17 protein-coding genes and 1 pseudogene are annotated in these 14,379 nt (G+C 59.7%); 13 read left to right on the top strand and 5 right to left on the bottom strand.

Annotation, left to right across the window (positions count from 1 at the left end; genetic code table 11):
* Positions 1-290 precede the first annotated feature (290 nt).
* Positions 291-635, top strand: coding sequence for a hypothetical protein (locus WDN46_21325; GenBank protein ID MEJ0095853.1), 345 nt, complete (start codon positions 291-293; stop codon positions 633-635).
* 346 nt (positions 636-981) lie between these two features.
* Here the strand turns inward: WDN46_21325 and WDN46_21320 are convergent, their stop codons facing one another.
* From WDN46_21320 to WDN46_21305, 4 genes and pseudogenes are all read right to left on the bottom strand, one after another.
* Complete coding sequence (locus WDN46_21320; GenBank protein ID MEJ0095852.1) at positions 982-1,167, bottom strand: hypothetical protein; 186 nt, start codon at positions 1,165-1,167, stop codon at positions 982-984.
* 238 nt (positions 1,168-1,405) lie between these two features.
* Positions 1,406-2,355: pseudogene (locus tag WDN46_21315) on the bottom strand (aldo/keto reductase).
* 63 nt (positions 2,356-2,418) lie between these two features.
* Complete coding sequence (locus tag WDN46_21310) at positions 2,419-2,925, bottom strand: DUF1993 domain-containing protein (GenBank protein MEJ0095851.1); 507 nt, start codon at positions 2,923-2,925, stop codon at positions 2,419-2,421.
* 83 nt (positions 2,926-3,008) lie between these two features.
* Complete coding sequence (locus WDN46_21305) at positions 3,009-3,884, bottom strand: aldo/keto reductase (GenBank protein ID MEJ0095850.1); 876 nt, start codon at positions 3,882-3,884, stop codon at positions 3,009-3,011.
* Positions 3,885-4,168: 284 nt separating this feature from the next.
* Between WDN46_21305 and WDN46_21300 the strand changes: the two genes are divergently transcribed.
* The 10 genes from WDN46_21300 to WDN46_21255 all read left to right on the top strand — a co-directional run bounded on the left by WDN46_21300 (position 4,169) and on the right by WDN46_21255 (position 12,103).
* The gene (locus tag WDN46_21300; protein ID MEJ0095849.1) at positions 4,169-4,645 is read left to right on the top strand and encodes a DUF4188 domain-containing protein; all 477 of its coding nucleotides are present in this window, start codon (positions 4,169-4,171) and stop codon (positions 4,643-4,645) included.
* A gap of 129 nt (positions 4,646-4,774) precedes the next feature.
* A complete protein-coding gene (locus WDN46_21295; protein ID MEJ0095848.1) occupies positions 4,775-5,701 on the top strand; it encodes a tetratricopeptide repeat protein in 927 nt (308 codons plus the stop codon).
* Positions 5,698-7,104, top strand: a complete 1,407-nt coding sequence (gene der, locus WDN46_21290; GenBank protein ID MEJ0095847.1) for a ribosome biogenesis GTPase Der — start codon at positions 5,698-5,700, stop codon at positions 7,102-7,104. Before WDN46_21295 ends, der begins: the two co-directional genes overlap by 4 nt.
* A 29-nt stretch (positions 7,105-7,133) precedes the next feature.
* On the top strand, positions 7,134-8,135 hold the full coding sequence (locus WDN46_21285; protein MEJ0095846.1) for an aminoglycoside phosphotransferase family protein: 1,002 nt from the start codon (positions 7,134-7,136) through the stop codon (positions 8,133-8,135).
* An 80-nt stretch (positions 8,136-8,215) separates the two neighbouring features.
* Positions 8,216-8,746, top strand: a complete 531-nt coding sequence (locus WDN46_21280; protein ID MEJ0095845.1) for a hypothetical protein — start codon at positions 8,216-8,218, stop codon at positions 8,744-8,746.
* Positions 8,747-8,854: 108 nt separating this feature from the next.
* Positions 8,855-9,754, top strand: coding sequence for a CDP-diacylglycerol--serine O-phosphatidyltransferase (pssA, locus tag WDN46_21275; protein ID MEJ0095844.1), 900 nt, complete (start codon positions 8,855-8,857; stop codon positions 9,752-9,754).
* A 245-nt stretch (positions 9,755-9,999) separates the two neighbouring features.
* Entirely contained in the window at positions 10,000-10,218 is a 219-nt protein-coding gene (gene infA / locus WDN46_21270) for a translation initiation factor IF-1 (GenBank protein MEJ0095843.1), read from the top strand.
* Between the two features lie 43 nt (positions 10,219-10,261).
* Positions 10,262-10,900, top strand: coding sequence for a Maf-like protein (locus WDN46_21265; GenBank protein MEJ0095842.1), 639 nt, complete (start codon positions 10,262-10,264; stop codon positions 10,898-10,900).
* Between the two features lie 104 nt (positions 10,901-11,004).
* Positions 11,005-11,241, top strand: coding sequence for a DNA gyrase inhibitor YacG (gene yacG / locus WDN46_21260; protein MEJ0095841.1), 237 nt, complete (start codon positions 11,005-11,007; stop codon positions 11,239-11,241).
* Positions 11,242-11,308: 67 nt separating this feature from the next.
* Positions 11,309-12,103, top strand: coding sequence for an ElyC/SanA/YdcF family protein (locus tag WDN46_21255; protein ID MEJ0095840.1), 795 nt, complete (start codon positions 11,309-11,311; stop codon positions 12,101-12,103).
* A 15-nt stretch (positions 12,104-12,118) separates the two neighbouring features.
* Here WDN46_21255 and WDN46_21250 read toward each other — a convergent pair whose 3' ends face one another.
* Positions 12,119-12,808: a DUF599 family protein gene (locus WDN46_21250; GenBank protein MEJ0095839.1), complete on the bottom strand. Its 690-nt coding sequence runs from the start codon at positions 12,806-12,808 to the stop codon at positions 12,119-12,121.
* A 172-nt stretch (positions 12,809-12,980) separates the two neighbouring features.
* Between WDN46_21250 and WDN46_21245 the strand changes: the two genes are divergently transcribed.
* Both WDN46_21245 and WDN46_21240 read left to right on the top strand, forming a co-directional pair.
* Positions 12,981-13,634, top strand: coding sequence for a glutathione S-transferase (locus WDN46_21245; protein MEJ0095838.1), 654 nt, complete (start codon positions 12,981-12,983; stop codon positions 13,632-13,634).
* 35 nt (positions 13,635-13,669) lie between these two features.
* Complete coding sequence (locus tag WDN46_21240) at positions 13,670-14,374, top strand: VWA domain-containing protein (GenBank protein ID MEJ0095837.1); 705 nt, start codon at positions 13,670-13,672, stop codon at positions 14,372-14,374.
* The last annotated feature ends 5 nt before the right edge of the window (positions 14,375-14,379 follow it).

The raw sequence follows: 14,379 nt of genomic DNA, 5'->3' as shown, positions 1-14,379 counted from the left end.
TGGGAGGCGGGCGGAATATGACATGCCTACTTGGGCAACGCTCGGACCAAGGCGATTGTTATCCAATTCTGTTGGATTTAACGGAATGACTGTCGGCGGCCGATTCGACCGCTTTGGCGCTCGCGATTTGCCGGTTTTCTGAGACCGGCCCATTCTATGATGACGATTCGGGGGAACAATTTTCTGGTCGAGCCGGCCCTCCGCCAAATGTCGAGGAACTCCCGGCTCTGCCTGTGATTACACTTGGGAGCCAGTGCTCGCGGCCCGCCCCAACTCCGAAGGCTTCTCAGATGCTTACCGAATCGAGACCGATAGAAATCGCCAAGATCGAGAGCCTGGCGGAGCGCCTGTTCCAGGGCGAACTCGATCTGTTCATAACGCGCCGCGATGGCTGGGGTCTCCCCCCGGCCGAGCTTCGCAGGCTCTATAAGGAGGCCAGAGCCGAGGCGAAGGCGAAGAAAACTTGGGAGCACTGCGCTCACTTGGCGTTCGTGATCGTATGGGCCGAGGAGTCCGACCTCGAAGGCGGAACCCAGCGACGGGCCAGGCCGGCTGCTGCGGCCCTCTCGGCCGCCAGATTAGCTAACCCCAGGGATGACCCAGACCCGAAAATGCTGCGGCTCGCGAATACTTAAGACGTTGTTATCGCTCGAGTTTGCCGCCACGAACAAGCGATTATGCGCTAACGGCTAAATCGTCGATTAAACGCATGAAGCGGAGGGGGCGATGTTCAGTCGCTCCCCGTCTAGCGGTCAGGGCCGGCCTCGGGTGCGTTTCAGCCGTGATTAATCGACTAAAACGATTGTGATGATATAAATAATGCGTTTGATAGATTAGTCGCCGCAGCCGCATAAAGCCCAGACGAATTGGAGCTCGGCGATGAACGCAATCACCCGCAACGAATAAAGTTTCTTTCCTTTGAGGATGAGCCGCGCCTTCAAAAGGAAAAGGGCCGGCGCAAGCTCGGCGCCGGCATTTGGCCTAGGTTCTGATGACGGCGACGATCGCCGCCGCATCCTTCGTTCTGCGCGAGGCTCCGGGATTCTCAGAGTTCGGTCCGATGATCTTGGCGATCGTGATGGGAATTGCCTTCCATAATCTGGTCGCGACGCCCGCGCGAGCCAAAGCCGGGGTGACGTCCTCGCTTCGCACATCGCAGTGCCGCAAAGACCAAAACCCTAATCGTCGCGGCGACGACCTTCCTGTGATCGATGGGTCTTGCCGCGATGGGACTCGAAACCGACATCCGGAGGCTTCGCGCCAAAGCGTTAGCCCGTTGATCCTCGGGTGTACGGCGTTCCTTTCATCGCCAGCTTCAGCTTGATGCTGGTGAAGATGACGAGCCGAAAAGCGCGACCGATTTCGGTCTTGCGGCTCATGCTCGCTGTCGAGGTGCGCCATCTGAGCGTTCGCCGGCGGCGGCGCCTTTTGGAACGGCGCGCTCAATCGCGGCCAGAGATCCTCTTTCATCAAGGCGACATCCAGCGCTCCCAACGCCTCAGCGAGTTGATCGCGGCGGCGGGAACCGATGAGCGGTACAATGTCGTCGCCTTGCGCGGCGACCCAGGCGATGGCGATCTGCGCCACGCTGACGTTCCGGGCTTGCGCCAACTCCCTTAGAGCCTCCACGAGCGCGAGGTTTCGATCGACATTCTCAGCTTGGAAGCGCGGGCTATAAGCGCGGAAATCGCCTGCGCCGGCTGCGTCCCTGCGCCAATGCCCGCTGATCAGGCCGCGCGAGAGCACGCCGTAAGGCGTGAGCCCGATCCCGAGCTCGCGGCACGCCGGCAAGATGGCGGCCTCGATCCCACGCGAGATCAGCGAATATTCAATTTGCAAGTCGCAGATCGGATGGACCGCCGCCGCGCGACGGATGGTTTCCACGCCGACCTCCGATAGACCGATGTAGCGCACATATCCCGCCTTCACCATGTCAGCGATGGCGCCAATGGTGTCCTCGATCGGCACATTGGGATCAAGCCGCGCCGGCCGATAGATGTCGATATGGTCGACGCCGAGGCGTTGCAGCGAATAGGCCAGGAAATTCCTCACCGCCTCCGGACGGCAATCAGGGCCCGACCATCCGCCAGTCGGATCGCGCATTGCGCCGAATTTGACGCTGATGATCGCGTGATCTCGGTTCCGGCCTTTCATAGCCTCCGCGATCAGCATCTCATTGTAGCCCATGCCATAGAAATCGCCGGTGTCGAGCAGGGTGACGCCGGCGTCGAGGGCTGCATGGATCGTGGCGATGCTTTCGGCTCTGTCGGCGGGGCCATACATGCCGGACATTCCCATGCAGCCAAGGCCGAGGGCGGAAACGCGCGGGCCGGCGCCCAATTGCAGGTGTCGCATATCAGCTCTCCTTATAGCGGGCGCCGGCGATCAGGGTATTGCGCGTCCCAAATGCGTGAAGGATTAGAGAGCGCCCAAATAGTCAGTCTTGCCGATTTCGAGGCCTTTGTGACGCAGCAGACCGTATGCGGTGGTGACGTGGAAGTAGAAGTTGGGAAGGACGAAGTCGATGACAAAAGACCGGCCATCTAACGACACGGGGCGATCGCGCATCTTAAAATCGACGCGGCGATCCTCCGCCCCTTCGAGCTGCTTTGCAGATATGGGCCGGAGAAGGCCGACCGTCGCGTCGATCCGGGTCTTCAGCTCGGGAAAACTGGTCTCGGTATCGGGAAGGCTGACGTTCTCGATGACGCTAAGGCGCACCATGCAACCCTTTGCGATATCGCTTGCGCGCTGCACCTGAGCGGTCAGCGGAGCCATATCCGGCGCTAGGCGCGCTTCCAAGAATGTCTTTGGATCAAGTCCTGTCGCCTTCGCGTGAGCCTCGGCCTTCGCAAGGATCGCTGCAAGATTCGTAAAGCCTCGAATGAACGCCGGAACGGTGACTTCATAAATCGAGAGTGACATTTTGTGGCGGTTACCTGTTGATGGAAAGCGATCAAACCCGCGGCGGCCCTCTGATTGAGGCAAGGCCGCCGCGGCCGATCGAATCAGCTGGCCTTGGCGGCCGCTTTGCCTTGCTCGTCTAGCACGCGGAACTCTTCGTCGGACAAAGAGATCGACGCAGCCGCGACATTCTCTTCAAGATGCTTGACGCTGCTGGTTCCTGGGATTGGAAGCATAACGGGGCTGCGCTTGAGAACCCAGGCGAGCGCGACCTGGCTCGGGCTTGCGTTCTTCTTGTGCGCAATAGCGTCAAGGATAGAGCCGGGCTTTGCCAGACTGCCCGCCGCCAGCGGAAACCACGGAATGAAGCCGATGCCATTCTTTGTACAATGGTCGAGCACGCCTTCGCTGGTCCGGTTAACGAGGTTGTAGAGGTTTTGCACCGACACCACGCGGAAGAATTTTCCGGCCGCTTCAACCTCCTCAACGCTTACCTCGCTGAGGCCAAGGTGGCGGATGAGTCCCTCTTTCTGCATGTCGCGCATGACGCCAAACTGCTCGTCGCGCGGCACTTTCGGATCGATCCGGTGCAACTGCCAGAGACCGATTTGTTCGACCTTCAGGCGGCGCAAGCTCATCAATACGCATTGACGCAAATATTCCGGCCGTCCGAGCGGCGGCCAGACGTCCGGTCCACGACGGGTGAGCCCGCCTTTGGTTGCGATCAAAGCGCCCTTATACGGATAGAGCGCCTCGGCGATAAGGTCTTCGCTGACGAACGGGCCGTAGCTGTCGGCCGTGTCGATAAAGTTGACCCCAAGTTCGGGGAGGCGGCGCAGCGTGCGCAGACTTTCGGCGCGATCGGCGGGCTCACCCCAAATCCCTTTGCCGGTGATGCGCATGGCGCCGAAGCCCAAACGATGGATTGTGATGTCGCCCAGGACAAAACTGCCTGATGCGGAGGCATTATCATTGCTCATGATCATTCTCGCGGGATGATGCCTGGATTGGCGATGGAGGCGACAGCCTCCAGTTCACGCGACGCGCGGGGCCGCGTTTCCGCGCGTGCCGAGCGTCGATGCCGCATACTTAATATGGCTGGAGATGGCCGGTCAAATTGGCGCGGCGAAGGAGCCCGGCGGATTTCATGCTTCACGGCGCCCCTCGCCACATTTTGACTTGAATCTATTTGCCATCAATATTTTGGGAGCGATCGCTTACGTCTAAGCTTGTTTTGCCGCCGTCAGCCAAAGGGGAAATCGACATGGTCCAGATTTTCAATGGCCGTTATACTGCGCGCTCCGATAAACCTCTCGTTTTGTTCTTGATCGGCATGCGCGTGAATAAGCTGTGGGCGGTGCATAAATGGCTGCCGGTGTTTCTAGCCATGCCGCGCATGCTTGCCGAACTCGCCCGCAAGCCTGAGGCCGGACTATTATCCCATCGGCTGTATTTCTCTGGGCGAATTATCATGGTCCAGCAATATTGGGACTCTTTCGACAAGCTGGTCGCCTATGCGCATGAAGCGACGGGCGAACATTTTCCGGCCTGGGGCGCCTTCAATCGCAGCGTTGGGCAAAGCGGCGTCGTCGGCATTTGGCACGAAACCTACTGCGTCGAACCCGGCAAATTTGAAACCATCTACGCCAATATGCCGATCTTCGGCATCGCCGCCGCGACGACGCATGTGCGAGCGGAAGGCGGCCTCGCCAAAGCCAGGGATCGTCTGCGCGCCGATTAGAACGCGCGATCAGGAATCCCTTAGAAAGTAGAAACCTCCAAGGTGGGTCGCCTTTCCCGCGCGCTCGTGCTAGCTGACGGGGTTCAGGCCCGAAGATCCATCAGCTTAGGCGAAGCCCAAGAGACGCGAATGACTGATTTTTTCCGTGAAGTCGACGAGGACTACCGCCGCGACCGGGCGGTCCAGATCTGGACCAAATATCAATATTGGTTCATTGCCCTTGCGGTTCTGATCGTCGCCGGAACGGCGGCTTGGCGGATCTACCAACATGTTCACAACAGCGCGGCCGAAGCTGCCGGCGCGCAATATGAAGCCGCATTGCTATTATCGAGCGAGGGCAAATCGGCTGAGGCCGAAGCTGCGTTCGGGGCGCTCGCCAAGACCGCGCCCAAGGGCTACGCCGCGCTAGCCAGTCTGCGCGCTGTGGATGAAATCGCCACCCGCGACCCAGCCGCCGCGATCAAGGCCTATGCCGCACTCGGCGCCGACCAGAATTATGATCAAGCCTTCAGGGATGTGGCGCTAGCGCGGGAGGCAATTCTCGGCGTTGACAGCATGGATTCCAAAGAATTCGAGCAAAAATTCGCCTCGCTCGCCGCGCCGGCCTTCACTTACTATAACACCGTGCGCGAATTGCTCGCGCTCGCCGCGCTGAAACGAAATGATTTCGACGCCGCCGGGCGCTGGTTCGATATGATTATCGGCGATCCGCGCGCTCCGCAATCGATGCGCCAGCGGACCGAAGGTTTCCTCGGCCTCGTGCAAGCTGGAAAGTCGGACCCCGAAAAGGCGCCGGCGCAGAAAGCCTCGCCTGATCAGAAAACGCCGGATCCGAAAGCATCTGGAGAAAACCCGCCTGTCGAAACAGCGCCCGGACAAGCGCCGACGGCGGTCGCCGCTCCGGAGTCGGCCGCCCCGGTAGACGCTCCCGCGGAAAATTCGCCAGTTACGGAAGCCGATCCTGAAAAGGCCCCGGTCGACGCCGCCCCCGATAACGTCGCGCCTGAGAAAGCTCCGGCGGCGGAACCATCGGCTGAAGAAGCGCCAGCGAAGTGACGTTCACGATAGCCATCATAGGGCGGCCGAACGTTGGCAAGTCCACCTTGTTCAATCGGCTTGTCGGCAAGAAACTCGCTCTCGTCGATGATCGTCCAGGCGTCACGCGGGACCGGCGCGAGGGCGACGCCAAGCTCGGAGATTTGAACTTCAAGATCATCGACACGGCGGGCCTCGAGGAGGGCGACGACGCGTCTTTGCAGGGGCGGATGCGCGCGCAGACGGAGATGGCGATCGATCTCGCCGACGCAATTTTCTTCGTATTCGATTCGCGCATCGGCTTGACCCCGGATGATCGTTTCTTCGCCAATCTGGTGCGCCGCGCGGACAAGCCTTTAATCCTCATCGCCAACAAGGCGGAGGGGCGGGCGGGCCTTGCTGGCGCCGTTGAAGGGTATGATCTTGGCCTTGGCGATCCGCTGCCGCTTTCGGCCGAACATGGCGAGGGTTTCGCTGAACTCTACGCCGCCGTTCGCGAGGCGCTTCCCGCGCAGACCGAATTACCTTCGGACGATGATGAAGCCGAGACGCGGATCGTTCTAGGCGAGGACGAGGATGGCTCAGAACTCGACATTACGAAGCCGCTGCGCATCGCCGTGATCGGCCGCCCAAACGCCGGCAAGTCGACGTTGCTGAACAGCATCATCGGGCAGAATCGGCTGCTCACTGGCCCGGAGCCAGGGCTGACGCGCGATACGATCGGACTTGATTTCATATGGCGCGATCGCAAGATCAAAATGTTCGATACCGCTGGTCTGCGGCGTCGGGCGAAGGTTGAGGACAAACTCGAAAAGCTCGCAGGGCACGATGCTTTGCGCGCGGCGAAATTCGCCGAAGTCGTGGTGCTGTTGCTGGATGCGACGATCCCTTTCGAGAAGCAGGATTTGACCCTCGCCGATCTTGTCGAACGCGAAGGCAGGGCGCTGGTCATCGGCCTCAACAAATGGGACCTTGTTGAGCATAAGGGAGCGAAGCTGTCCGAATTGCGCGAGGAGGCGTTGCGCCTGTTGCCGCAGGTGAAAGGCGCCCCAGTCGTTCCGCTATCCGGCGCAACGGGCGAAGGCATCGAAAAATTGATGGATGCGATTTTCCGCGTCCACGAAATTTGGAACAAGCGCATTTCAACGGCGCGGCTCAATCGCTGGCTCGCGACGGCGCTTGAGCAAAACCCGCCTCCGGCTATTTCGGGTCGGCGCGTCAAAATCCGCTACATGACGCAACTGCGCGCGCGGCCGCCCTATTTCATCTTGTTCGGCAATCAGCTTGACGCATTGCCCGTTAGCTACGAACGATTTCTGGTCAATGGCCTGCGCCAGACTTTTGACCTGCCGGGCATCCCGATCCGGCTATCGAAAAAGACCAGCGAAAACCCTTTTGCAGGCAGGAAATCACGGCAACGGTAGCCGGATGACGATCCGGCAGGGGAAGATCCGTGCGTGAAAAATGGAGCCGGATAGAAGCAAGGCTCGAACCGAAATCATCGAGCGTCGAGGCTCTCGCGCAACGCGCTTTTCCCGGCGCGAAGATCATCGCGGTCGAGAGCGTCTTAGGCGGTCTCGTCAATACCAATTTTAGGCTGGATCTTTCCACTGCGTTAGGAAGGCGCCAAGTCCTGCTCCGCTACTGGCAGCGAAACGGCGAGCAGGCGGCCAAGGAAACGGCGCTTCTCAATCTCGTCGCAACGCGCGTTCCGGTTCCCATGGTCCTCGCGTCTGGGGACGCCGACCCCGACTTCGGATTGCCTTATGCATTCATTGAATGGATTGCAGGCGAGCGGCTGGAGCTTGTCGCGCAGCGCATTGAAGGCCCCTCGCTCATGGCCCTCGGCCGCGAGGTCGGCGCCGCGTTGGCCGCGATCCATGGGTTCCGCTTCGACAAGCAAGGTTTTTTCGGAGCCGATTTCGTTGTGCCGACCGTCCTCGACACCTCTCTTGAAGGGCTGCTCGAATGGCTCGATAAATGCCTGCGCCAGGGACCGGGAGGCGAACGTATCGGCGCTGCACTCACGGATGAATTATTCACTTTCGTCGAGCGCGAAGGGCATCTCATGAACAGCGCGTGGTCGACGCAACCTTGCTTGACGCATTCCGATTTCAACGGCTCGAATATTCTGGTGCAGGAAGAGGCGGGCGGGGCGTGGCGGGTCGCCGCCATTCTTGATTGGGAGTATGCTTTCGCGGGAGGACCCTCTTACGACTTCGGCAATTTGTTGCGACCGCCGCTCGGCGATCTCGCCGCCTTCATATCGGGCGTTACTGACGGCTATCAATCGAGCGGAGGCGACCTTCCGAAAGGATGGCGCGAGGCCTCGCGCGTTGCCGATCTATTCTCGTGGGTCGATTTTCTATCCCAACCCCATTGCGGGGAGGAGGTGATCAAGTCGGCCCGCTCGATGATCACGCGGCTGATCAAGGGCGACGCGGGAACTCCGTGATTTTGCAGCGGCTCGCATCAGGCTCGTCTGCTATGCTAGGCTTTCGGTATGCTTGGCCTCTGACTGAGATAGGCGCATTCATGTCCCCGAGCGAATCCAACAAAAACCACGTCTTGCGCCGCGTTCTTTTGCTGATCGCTGAGGCGCTGATCGTCGTCTATGTCACTCTCGACGCGCTCGTCACGCCGCTGTTTCGCCCCCTCGTTCGCTGGTTTGCGAAACTTCGTTTCGTCATTCATCTGCAAGAGATCGTCGCGCGTCTGCCGCCGTATGGAATTCTGACGCTTCTGGCGATTCCTTTCGCGATTGCCGAGCCGGCCAAGGTCTATGCCGTTTTTCTATTCGCCACAGGCCATGAGACCATGGGCCTCATTATTTTCGTCGGGGCTTATTTTATCAGCATCGTCGTCATGGAGCGGATCTACAGCACAGGCAGAGACAAGCTGCGCACAATTACTTGGTTCGCCAAGCTGATGGATTTCCTGTTCGCGTTCCGCGATCGGCTCATTGCATGGGCGAAAGCGACGCCAGTCTGGATTTTCACCGCGAGGATCAAGCAACGCGCGGGGGCCATGATCAAACAGCTTCGGCTTCGCTTTGGGCTTGGCTAGATCGGGTTTTGGCTCGCAAACGCGAGTTAACTGATGCTCATATTGCCATCAAATTTTGGCTTGACGCTTTGCTTGTGGCTTTGACGCGCCGCGCCTATGTTGCCGGCCATGACTGGATCATACATCAATAACGGCTCTTCCGGCCCTCGCTACGACCACCGCGCCGAGGCGCCGCCGCTGGGCGACGAGGCGAGCGAGTTCGAGTATCCGCCGCCGCGCAAGCGCCGCTTTCGCGCCGTGCCGCTTCGCGTCATTCTGCCCAATCTCGTCACCTTGTTGGCGCTATGCATGGGCCTCACCGCGATCCGCTTTGCAATCGAGGGCCAGTTTGAGACGGCGATCATCGCCGTAATCGCCGCCGCAATTCTCGATGGCCTGGACGGGCGCATCGCGCGCGCCTTGCGCGGTACCTCGCGTTTTGGCGCCGAACTTGATTCCTTAGCTGATTTCGTCGATTTCGGCGTCGCCCCCGCGTTGATCCTCTATTTCTGGAGCCTGCACGAAATCAAAAGCATCGGCTGGTTCACCGTCCTGGTGTTTGCGATTGCCGCGGCCCTTCGCTTGGCGCGGTTCAACGTGATGGTCGAGGATCCCAACCGTCCGGCTTGGAATGCGCATTTTTTCACCGGAATGCCGGCTCCGGCCGGCGCCATCGTCAGCCTCCTGCCGCTCTACCTCAATCTCTCCGTCCTCGAAGTGCCGAACGCTCGCTTCATGGTTCCTTTCGAGATTATCTATGTGCTGATCGTGGCTTTGCTGATGGCCAGCCGGATTCCGCATTTTTCCGGCAAGAGGATTGGCCGCGTTCCGCGCGAATATGTAATCGTGGTGCTGTTTGGCTTCGTCGCGGGCATTCTTTTGCTGGCCACGTTTCCGATGGAGATGTTGGTCTTCCTCGCTTTGCTTTATCTGGGGACTATCCCTTTTGCGATTCGTCGGTACAAGGCCTATGAGGCGGCCGACGCTGCGTGCGCCAAAGCCGAGGCGCCTTCGCTTTTGCGCCGATGAGGACTGTTTTCGGCGTGGATTTAAGCGAAAACACAGCGCCTGTTCACAAATGCTTGGTTCTCCAGTAGGGTCCGCGCCAATGCTTCCGCTGGATCTTGTAGGGTCTTGCAAAACTTTGCAGGATTTTCGTCTCCCGACGTGCGGGGGGCGCGAAATTCCGTAAGGGGAGTACGTAGTTTTTTTATAATAGACACACCATCACGCGGCAGGGGCCAAGCGACGGCGGCTTAAGTACAAGGAAAGAAATGTCGAAAGAAGAATTGCTTGAATTTCCGGGCGTTGTCGTCGAATTGCTCCCGAATGCGACTTTTCGCGTCAAGCTCGAGAACGAGCACGAGATTATTGCCCATACGGCCGGAAAAATGCGCAAAAACCGCATCCGCGTCCTCACCGGCGATAAGGTTCTGGTGGAGATGACTCCCTACGACCTGACCAAGGGCCGCATCACTTATCGATTTAAGTGAGCCAAACCTTGACGATGGCGAGGCTTGATAAAGGATTGCGGTCGTGACGGGCGAAGACAAGGCGTGGCGCCCAAGGCTGGTTCTGGCTTCAGCGTCGCCGCGTCGCCTCGAATTGCTGCAACAGATCGGCATCGAGCCGGACGCGCTGCTGCCCTGCGATCTTGATGAAACCCCTGGCAAGAATGAATTGCCCCGCGCCCTTGCGGCGCGCCTCGCGCGGGAAAAGGCGCGCGCCGCCGCGAAGGTCGCTGCGGCGAGACCCGAATTGGCCGATTCTTATATTATCGGCGCGGATACGGTCGTCAGCGTCGGGCGGCGCATTCTCCCAAAATGCGAATTGGTGGCCGAGGCGGTGCAATGCTTGCGGCTTTTGTCGGGGCGCGCCCACAGGGTTCACACGGGACTCTATTTGATAACGCCGAAAGGCCACGAGCGGCATAAGCTTGTCGAGACGAGGCTTCGCTTCAAACGCCTGTCGTCAGGCGAAATCGAGGCCTATCTCGGCTCCGGCGAGTGGCGCGGCAAGGCCGGCGGTTACGCGATTCAGGGCCTTGCCGGGGCGTTTGCCTTAAAACTCATCGGCTCTTATTCTTGCGTCGTCGGGCTGCCGCTTTACGAGACAATGGCGCTGCTTGCTGGGGAGGGCTATCCGGCGCAGCTGTCCTGGTTGAACCGAGTTTGAGACAGTCTCCAACACGCCCCGGCTTTTTGGGCGAGACTGACGTTGAAACTGACACGACGGCGTGAAACTTCTCGCCGCAACGTTTTGGGGTTTTTGAACGCTCGATGCACCTAAATAACAGCGAAGATGGCGCGGCGAGTCCGCCCTCCGAAAAGTCCGCGCGGTCTTGTCCCATTTGCGGCAAGCCTTCGATTGCGGCGACGAGGCCGTTCTGTTCAAAGCGTTGCGCCGACGTCGATCTGCATCGTTGGCTCGCGGGCGTTTACGCCATTCCCGTGGCGCCGGATCCCGACGATGAGTTGGATTCAATTGATCGGCGCGAAGATGAAAATGAGGCCTGACTTGACGCTGTGGGCGGCTGAGTTAAGAGCGCCGCCTTTCTGACGCCCCTCCGTTAACAGGCGACCGATGTTTTTTCCTGTCTCCAAGATTTTCTGGTTCATTGTCGAGCCGGTCTCCTTCCTGCTCATTCTCGGCATCTTGGGGGTTTTTCTCGGGTTCACCCGCTTTACGCGGGTGGGACGAGCGCTCGCCGTCGGCGCCATGCTCGCGCTGGCTCTCGGCCTTTATACGCCAATGGCCGTGGCGTTGCTGCGGCCGCTGGAAAACAGATTTCCGCAGCCGCCGGCTGATCTTCCTGCGCCGGCTGGCGTCATCGTGCTCGGCGGCGGCCTCGATCCCCTCAGATCCGAGGCGCGGGGGCAGTCGATCTTGAGCGAGGATGGCGTCCGGCTCACCGCGGCTCTAGAGCTCGCCCGGCGTTATCCCACGGCGCGACTGATCTTTACCGGCGGATCAGGCAATTTTCCTGAGGACGCGGCGTCGGAGGCAACTGGCGTTCGTAAATTCTGGCTTTCCCTTGGCGTCCCGGAAGATCGGATGAGCTTTGAGGGCAAATCCCGCAACACCTGGGAAAACGCCTTGTTTACGCGCGATCTCCTCGCGCCGAAGCCGGGCGAGAAATGGCTGCTTGTGACCTCGGCGTGGCATATGCCGCGCTCCATGGGCATATTCCGGCGCCTTGGGTTTGATGTGATTCCTTACCCGGTCGCCTATCGCAGCTATGGCGATGCGCGGGATTGGACCACGCTCGCCCCATTCCCGGAGCGCGTGTTTGAACTGGATTTCAGCATTCGCGAATGGATCGGTCTTCTCGCTTATCGCCTGACGGGCAAGACGGACGCGCTGTTTCCGGCCCCTTGACCGCGCCTTCGGGGCTTAAGATTCGTCATGCGTCAACGCGCGTCGCGCGACTGAAAAATACTGCCGCCGCACGATGATCAAGAAAATGCAGCTGGTCGTCGCCATCAAGATGAAGGGGCTGAGGAACCAGCCGAGATAGGCGAAGGAAAAGTAAAACGTCCGCAAACCCTTCGCGAAATGGCGCCCAGCTTCAATGGTCATCCGTCCGGCCTGTCGGGCCGCCAGCATGCGGGCGTCGACATCTGGAGACTCGGGACCCGGCGTCGCGCCAAGGAGAATCGCGGCATAGATGAAAAGGCGGTAGGACCAAGCGAATTTGAAGAATGCATAGCCAAAGATGGCGGCAAGACCGAGGACCTTGAGCTCCCAGGTTCCTCGCGCCACCGTCAAGCCGAAGGGCAGGTCGGCGACCGTCCTCAGAACATCGTCAGTCGCCCGCACCATGGCCGCGGCGCCGCCCAGGGCGATCAGCGACGTCGAGGCGAAAAAGGCTGCGCCGTTCTGAAGGCTCGACATGATGCTTGCATCGGCGATCCGCGTGTCGCGAGCGCTCATTGATTGCATCCACGCCATTCGGTGCTCGTTCATGATGACCGATAGGCTTTTGGCTCCTTTGTATCCGTGTTCGTTGAGATGCTGGTAGAAAAACCAGACGCCCAAGAAGAAGGCGACTCCGATGCAATCGGCTATGGAAAGATCAAGCATTCATCCTCACGGTCTGTTTCATCGCGCGCTCTCGAGAGAATCCTCTCGAATGGCGCGCATTCAGCATATCAACTTGCCGGTTGGCCACCGATCGTTTAGTCGCAGTTTGTCTAGCGGTTCCGGGCGTCTGCCGCACAGTGGGACCGCCGCTTCCTAACCTGACTGGTTCGCCGTGACATTTACGCTCATCATCGCCAATAAAGCCTATTCATCCTGGTCGTTTCGGGCGTGGATTTTGATGCGGCATTTCGGCATTTTCTTCGACGAAATAACGGTGCCTCTAGGGCAGGAATCCACCAGGGCGGAAATTCTGCGTTACTCTCCGGCGGCAAAATGCCCCTGTCTTCGCCATGGCGACATTCTGGTTTGGGATTCTTTGGCGATCATCGAATATCTCGCCGAAGCATTTCCGGATCGCGCGATCTGGCCAAGGGCGAGAGCGGCGCGGGCGCAGGCGCGCTCGCTGGCCGCTGAGATGCATTCCGGCTTCACGGGGCTTCGCGCCCATCTGCCGATGAACATGCGCCGACCGGTTCGCAAGCGCGCTCTGACGCCGGAGGCGACGACGGATATCGCCCGCATCGAGGAGGCTTTCGCAGAGGCTCGCGCCTCTTTTGGAGGCGGCGGCGACTTTCTCTTCGGCGATTTCTCAGCCGCCGACGCGATGTTCGCGCCGATCGTCAATCGGTTGCATATATATGATGCGCCGGTCACGCCGGGCACGCGCGCCTATATGGGTGCAATGATGGCGCTGCCGGCGTGGCGCGATTGGAGCGCAGGAGCCTTTGCAGAAAACTGGACAATTGAAAAATACGATTTAATTTGACGGTTTGCAGCCGTGAGGATCATGTGGATCGTTCAGTGGGCAGGGGCGCAGTCGCTGGATCGAAGCCGAGCGCGAGACCTGATATTGACGTCTTTCTCGACGCTGTCGCCAAGCGACCTGCGCCGGTCGCCTCGACGCGGGGAAGGCTGATTTTCGCGCTTGACGCCACAATGAGCCGGCAGCCGACCTGGGATTTGGCGCAAAGCGTCCAGGGCAAAATGTTCGAGGCTGCCGCGGCGCATGGCGGCCTTGAGGTTCAACTCGTCTTTTACCGCGGTTTCGGCGAGTGTAAGGCGTCGCGTTTCATGTCTGGCAGCGAGGGTCTTGGCGGTCTGATGGCAAAAATTTCCGTCGTCGCCGGCGAAACGCAGATCGCGAAAGTATTGCGTCATGTTCTTGATGAAACGCGCAAATCTCCCGTTCGGGCGGTGGTCTTCATCGGCGACGCCATGGAGGAGCGCGTCGACGAAATCGGCAAGCTCGCCGGTGAGATCGGGCTTTTGGGGGCGAAAGCCTTTGTGTTCCAGGAAGGGCGCGACAAAGTCGCGGAGAAAGCTTTCCGCCAGATCGCCTTGCTCACCGGAGGCGCCTATGCGACATTCGATGCATCCGCCCCGCAACGCCTTATAGCGCTGCTGTCGGCGGTGGCGGCATATGCCGCCGGAGGGCGCCCGGCGCTGGAGTCTGAGGCGCGTGCGCGCGGCTCAGCGGCGGACCTTCTTCTAGCGCAAATGCGCTGAAGGGC

Source organism: Methylocella sp. (genome assembly GCA_037200525.1).
Classification (GTDB): Bacteria; Pseudomonadota; Alphaproteobacteria; order Rhizobiales; family Beijerinckiaceae; genus Methylocapsa.
Note: the sequence above shows the minus strand (reverse complement) of the source record. Positions and strands in the feature narration are given on the sequence as shown.

Coding starts and splice junctions, on each gene's coding strand:
- WDN46_21325 (MEJ0095853.1), top strand. CDS start 291: ATGCTTACCGAATCGAGACCGATAGAAATCGCCAAGATCGAGAGCCTG.
- WDN46_21310 (MEJ0095851.1), bottom strand. CDS start 2,925: ATGTCACTCTCGATTTATGAAGTCACCGTTCCGGCGTTCATTCGAGGC.
- WDN46_21305 (MEJ0095850.1), bottom strand. CDS start 3,884: ATGAGCAATGATAATGCCTCCGCATCAGGCAGTTTTGTCCTGGGCGAC.
- WDN46_21300 (MEJ0095849.1), top strand. CDS start 4,169: ATGGTCCAGATTTTCAATGGCCGTTATACTGCGCGCTCCGATAAACCT.
- WDN46_21295 (MEJ0095848.1), top strand. CDS start 4,775: ATGACTGATTTTTTCCGTGAAGTCGACGAGGACTACCGCCGCGACCGG.
- WDN46_21280 (MEJ0095845.1), top strand. CDS start 8,216: ATGTCCCCGAGCGAATCCAACAAAAACCACGTCTTGCGCCGCGTTCTT.
- pssA (MEJ0095844.1), top strand. CDS start 8,855: ATGACTGGATCATACATCAATAACGGCTCTTCCGGCCCTCGCTACGAC.
- infA (MEJ0095843.1), top strand. CDS start 10,000: ATGTCGAAAGAAGAATTGCTTGAATTTCCGGGCGTTGTCGTCGAATTG.
- yacG (MEJ0095841.1), top strand. CDS start 11,005: ATGCACCTAAATAACAGCGAAGATGGCGCGGCGAGTCCGCCCTCCGAA.
- WDN46_21255 (MEJ0095840.1), top strand. CDS start 11,309: ATGTTTTTTCCTGTCTCCAAGATTTTCTGGTTCATTGTCGAGCCGGTC.
- WDN46_21250 (MEJ0095839.1), bottom strand. CDS start 12,808: ATGCTTGATCTTTCCATAGCCGATTGCATCGGAGTCGCCTTCTTCTTG.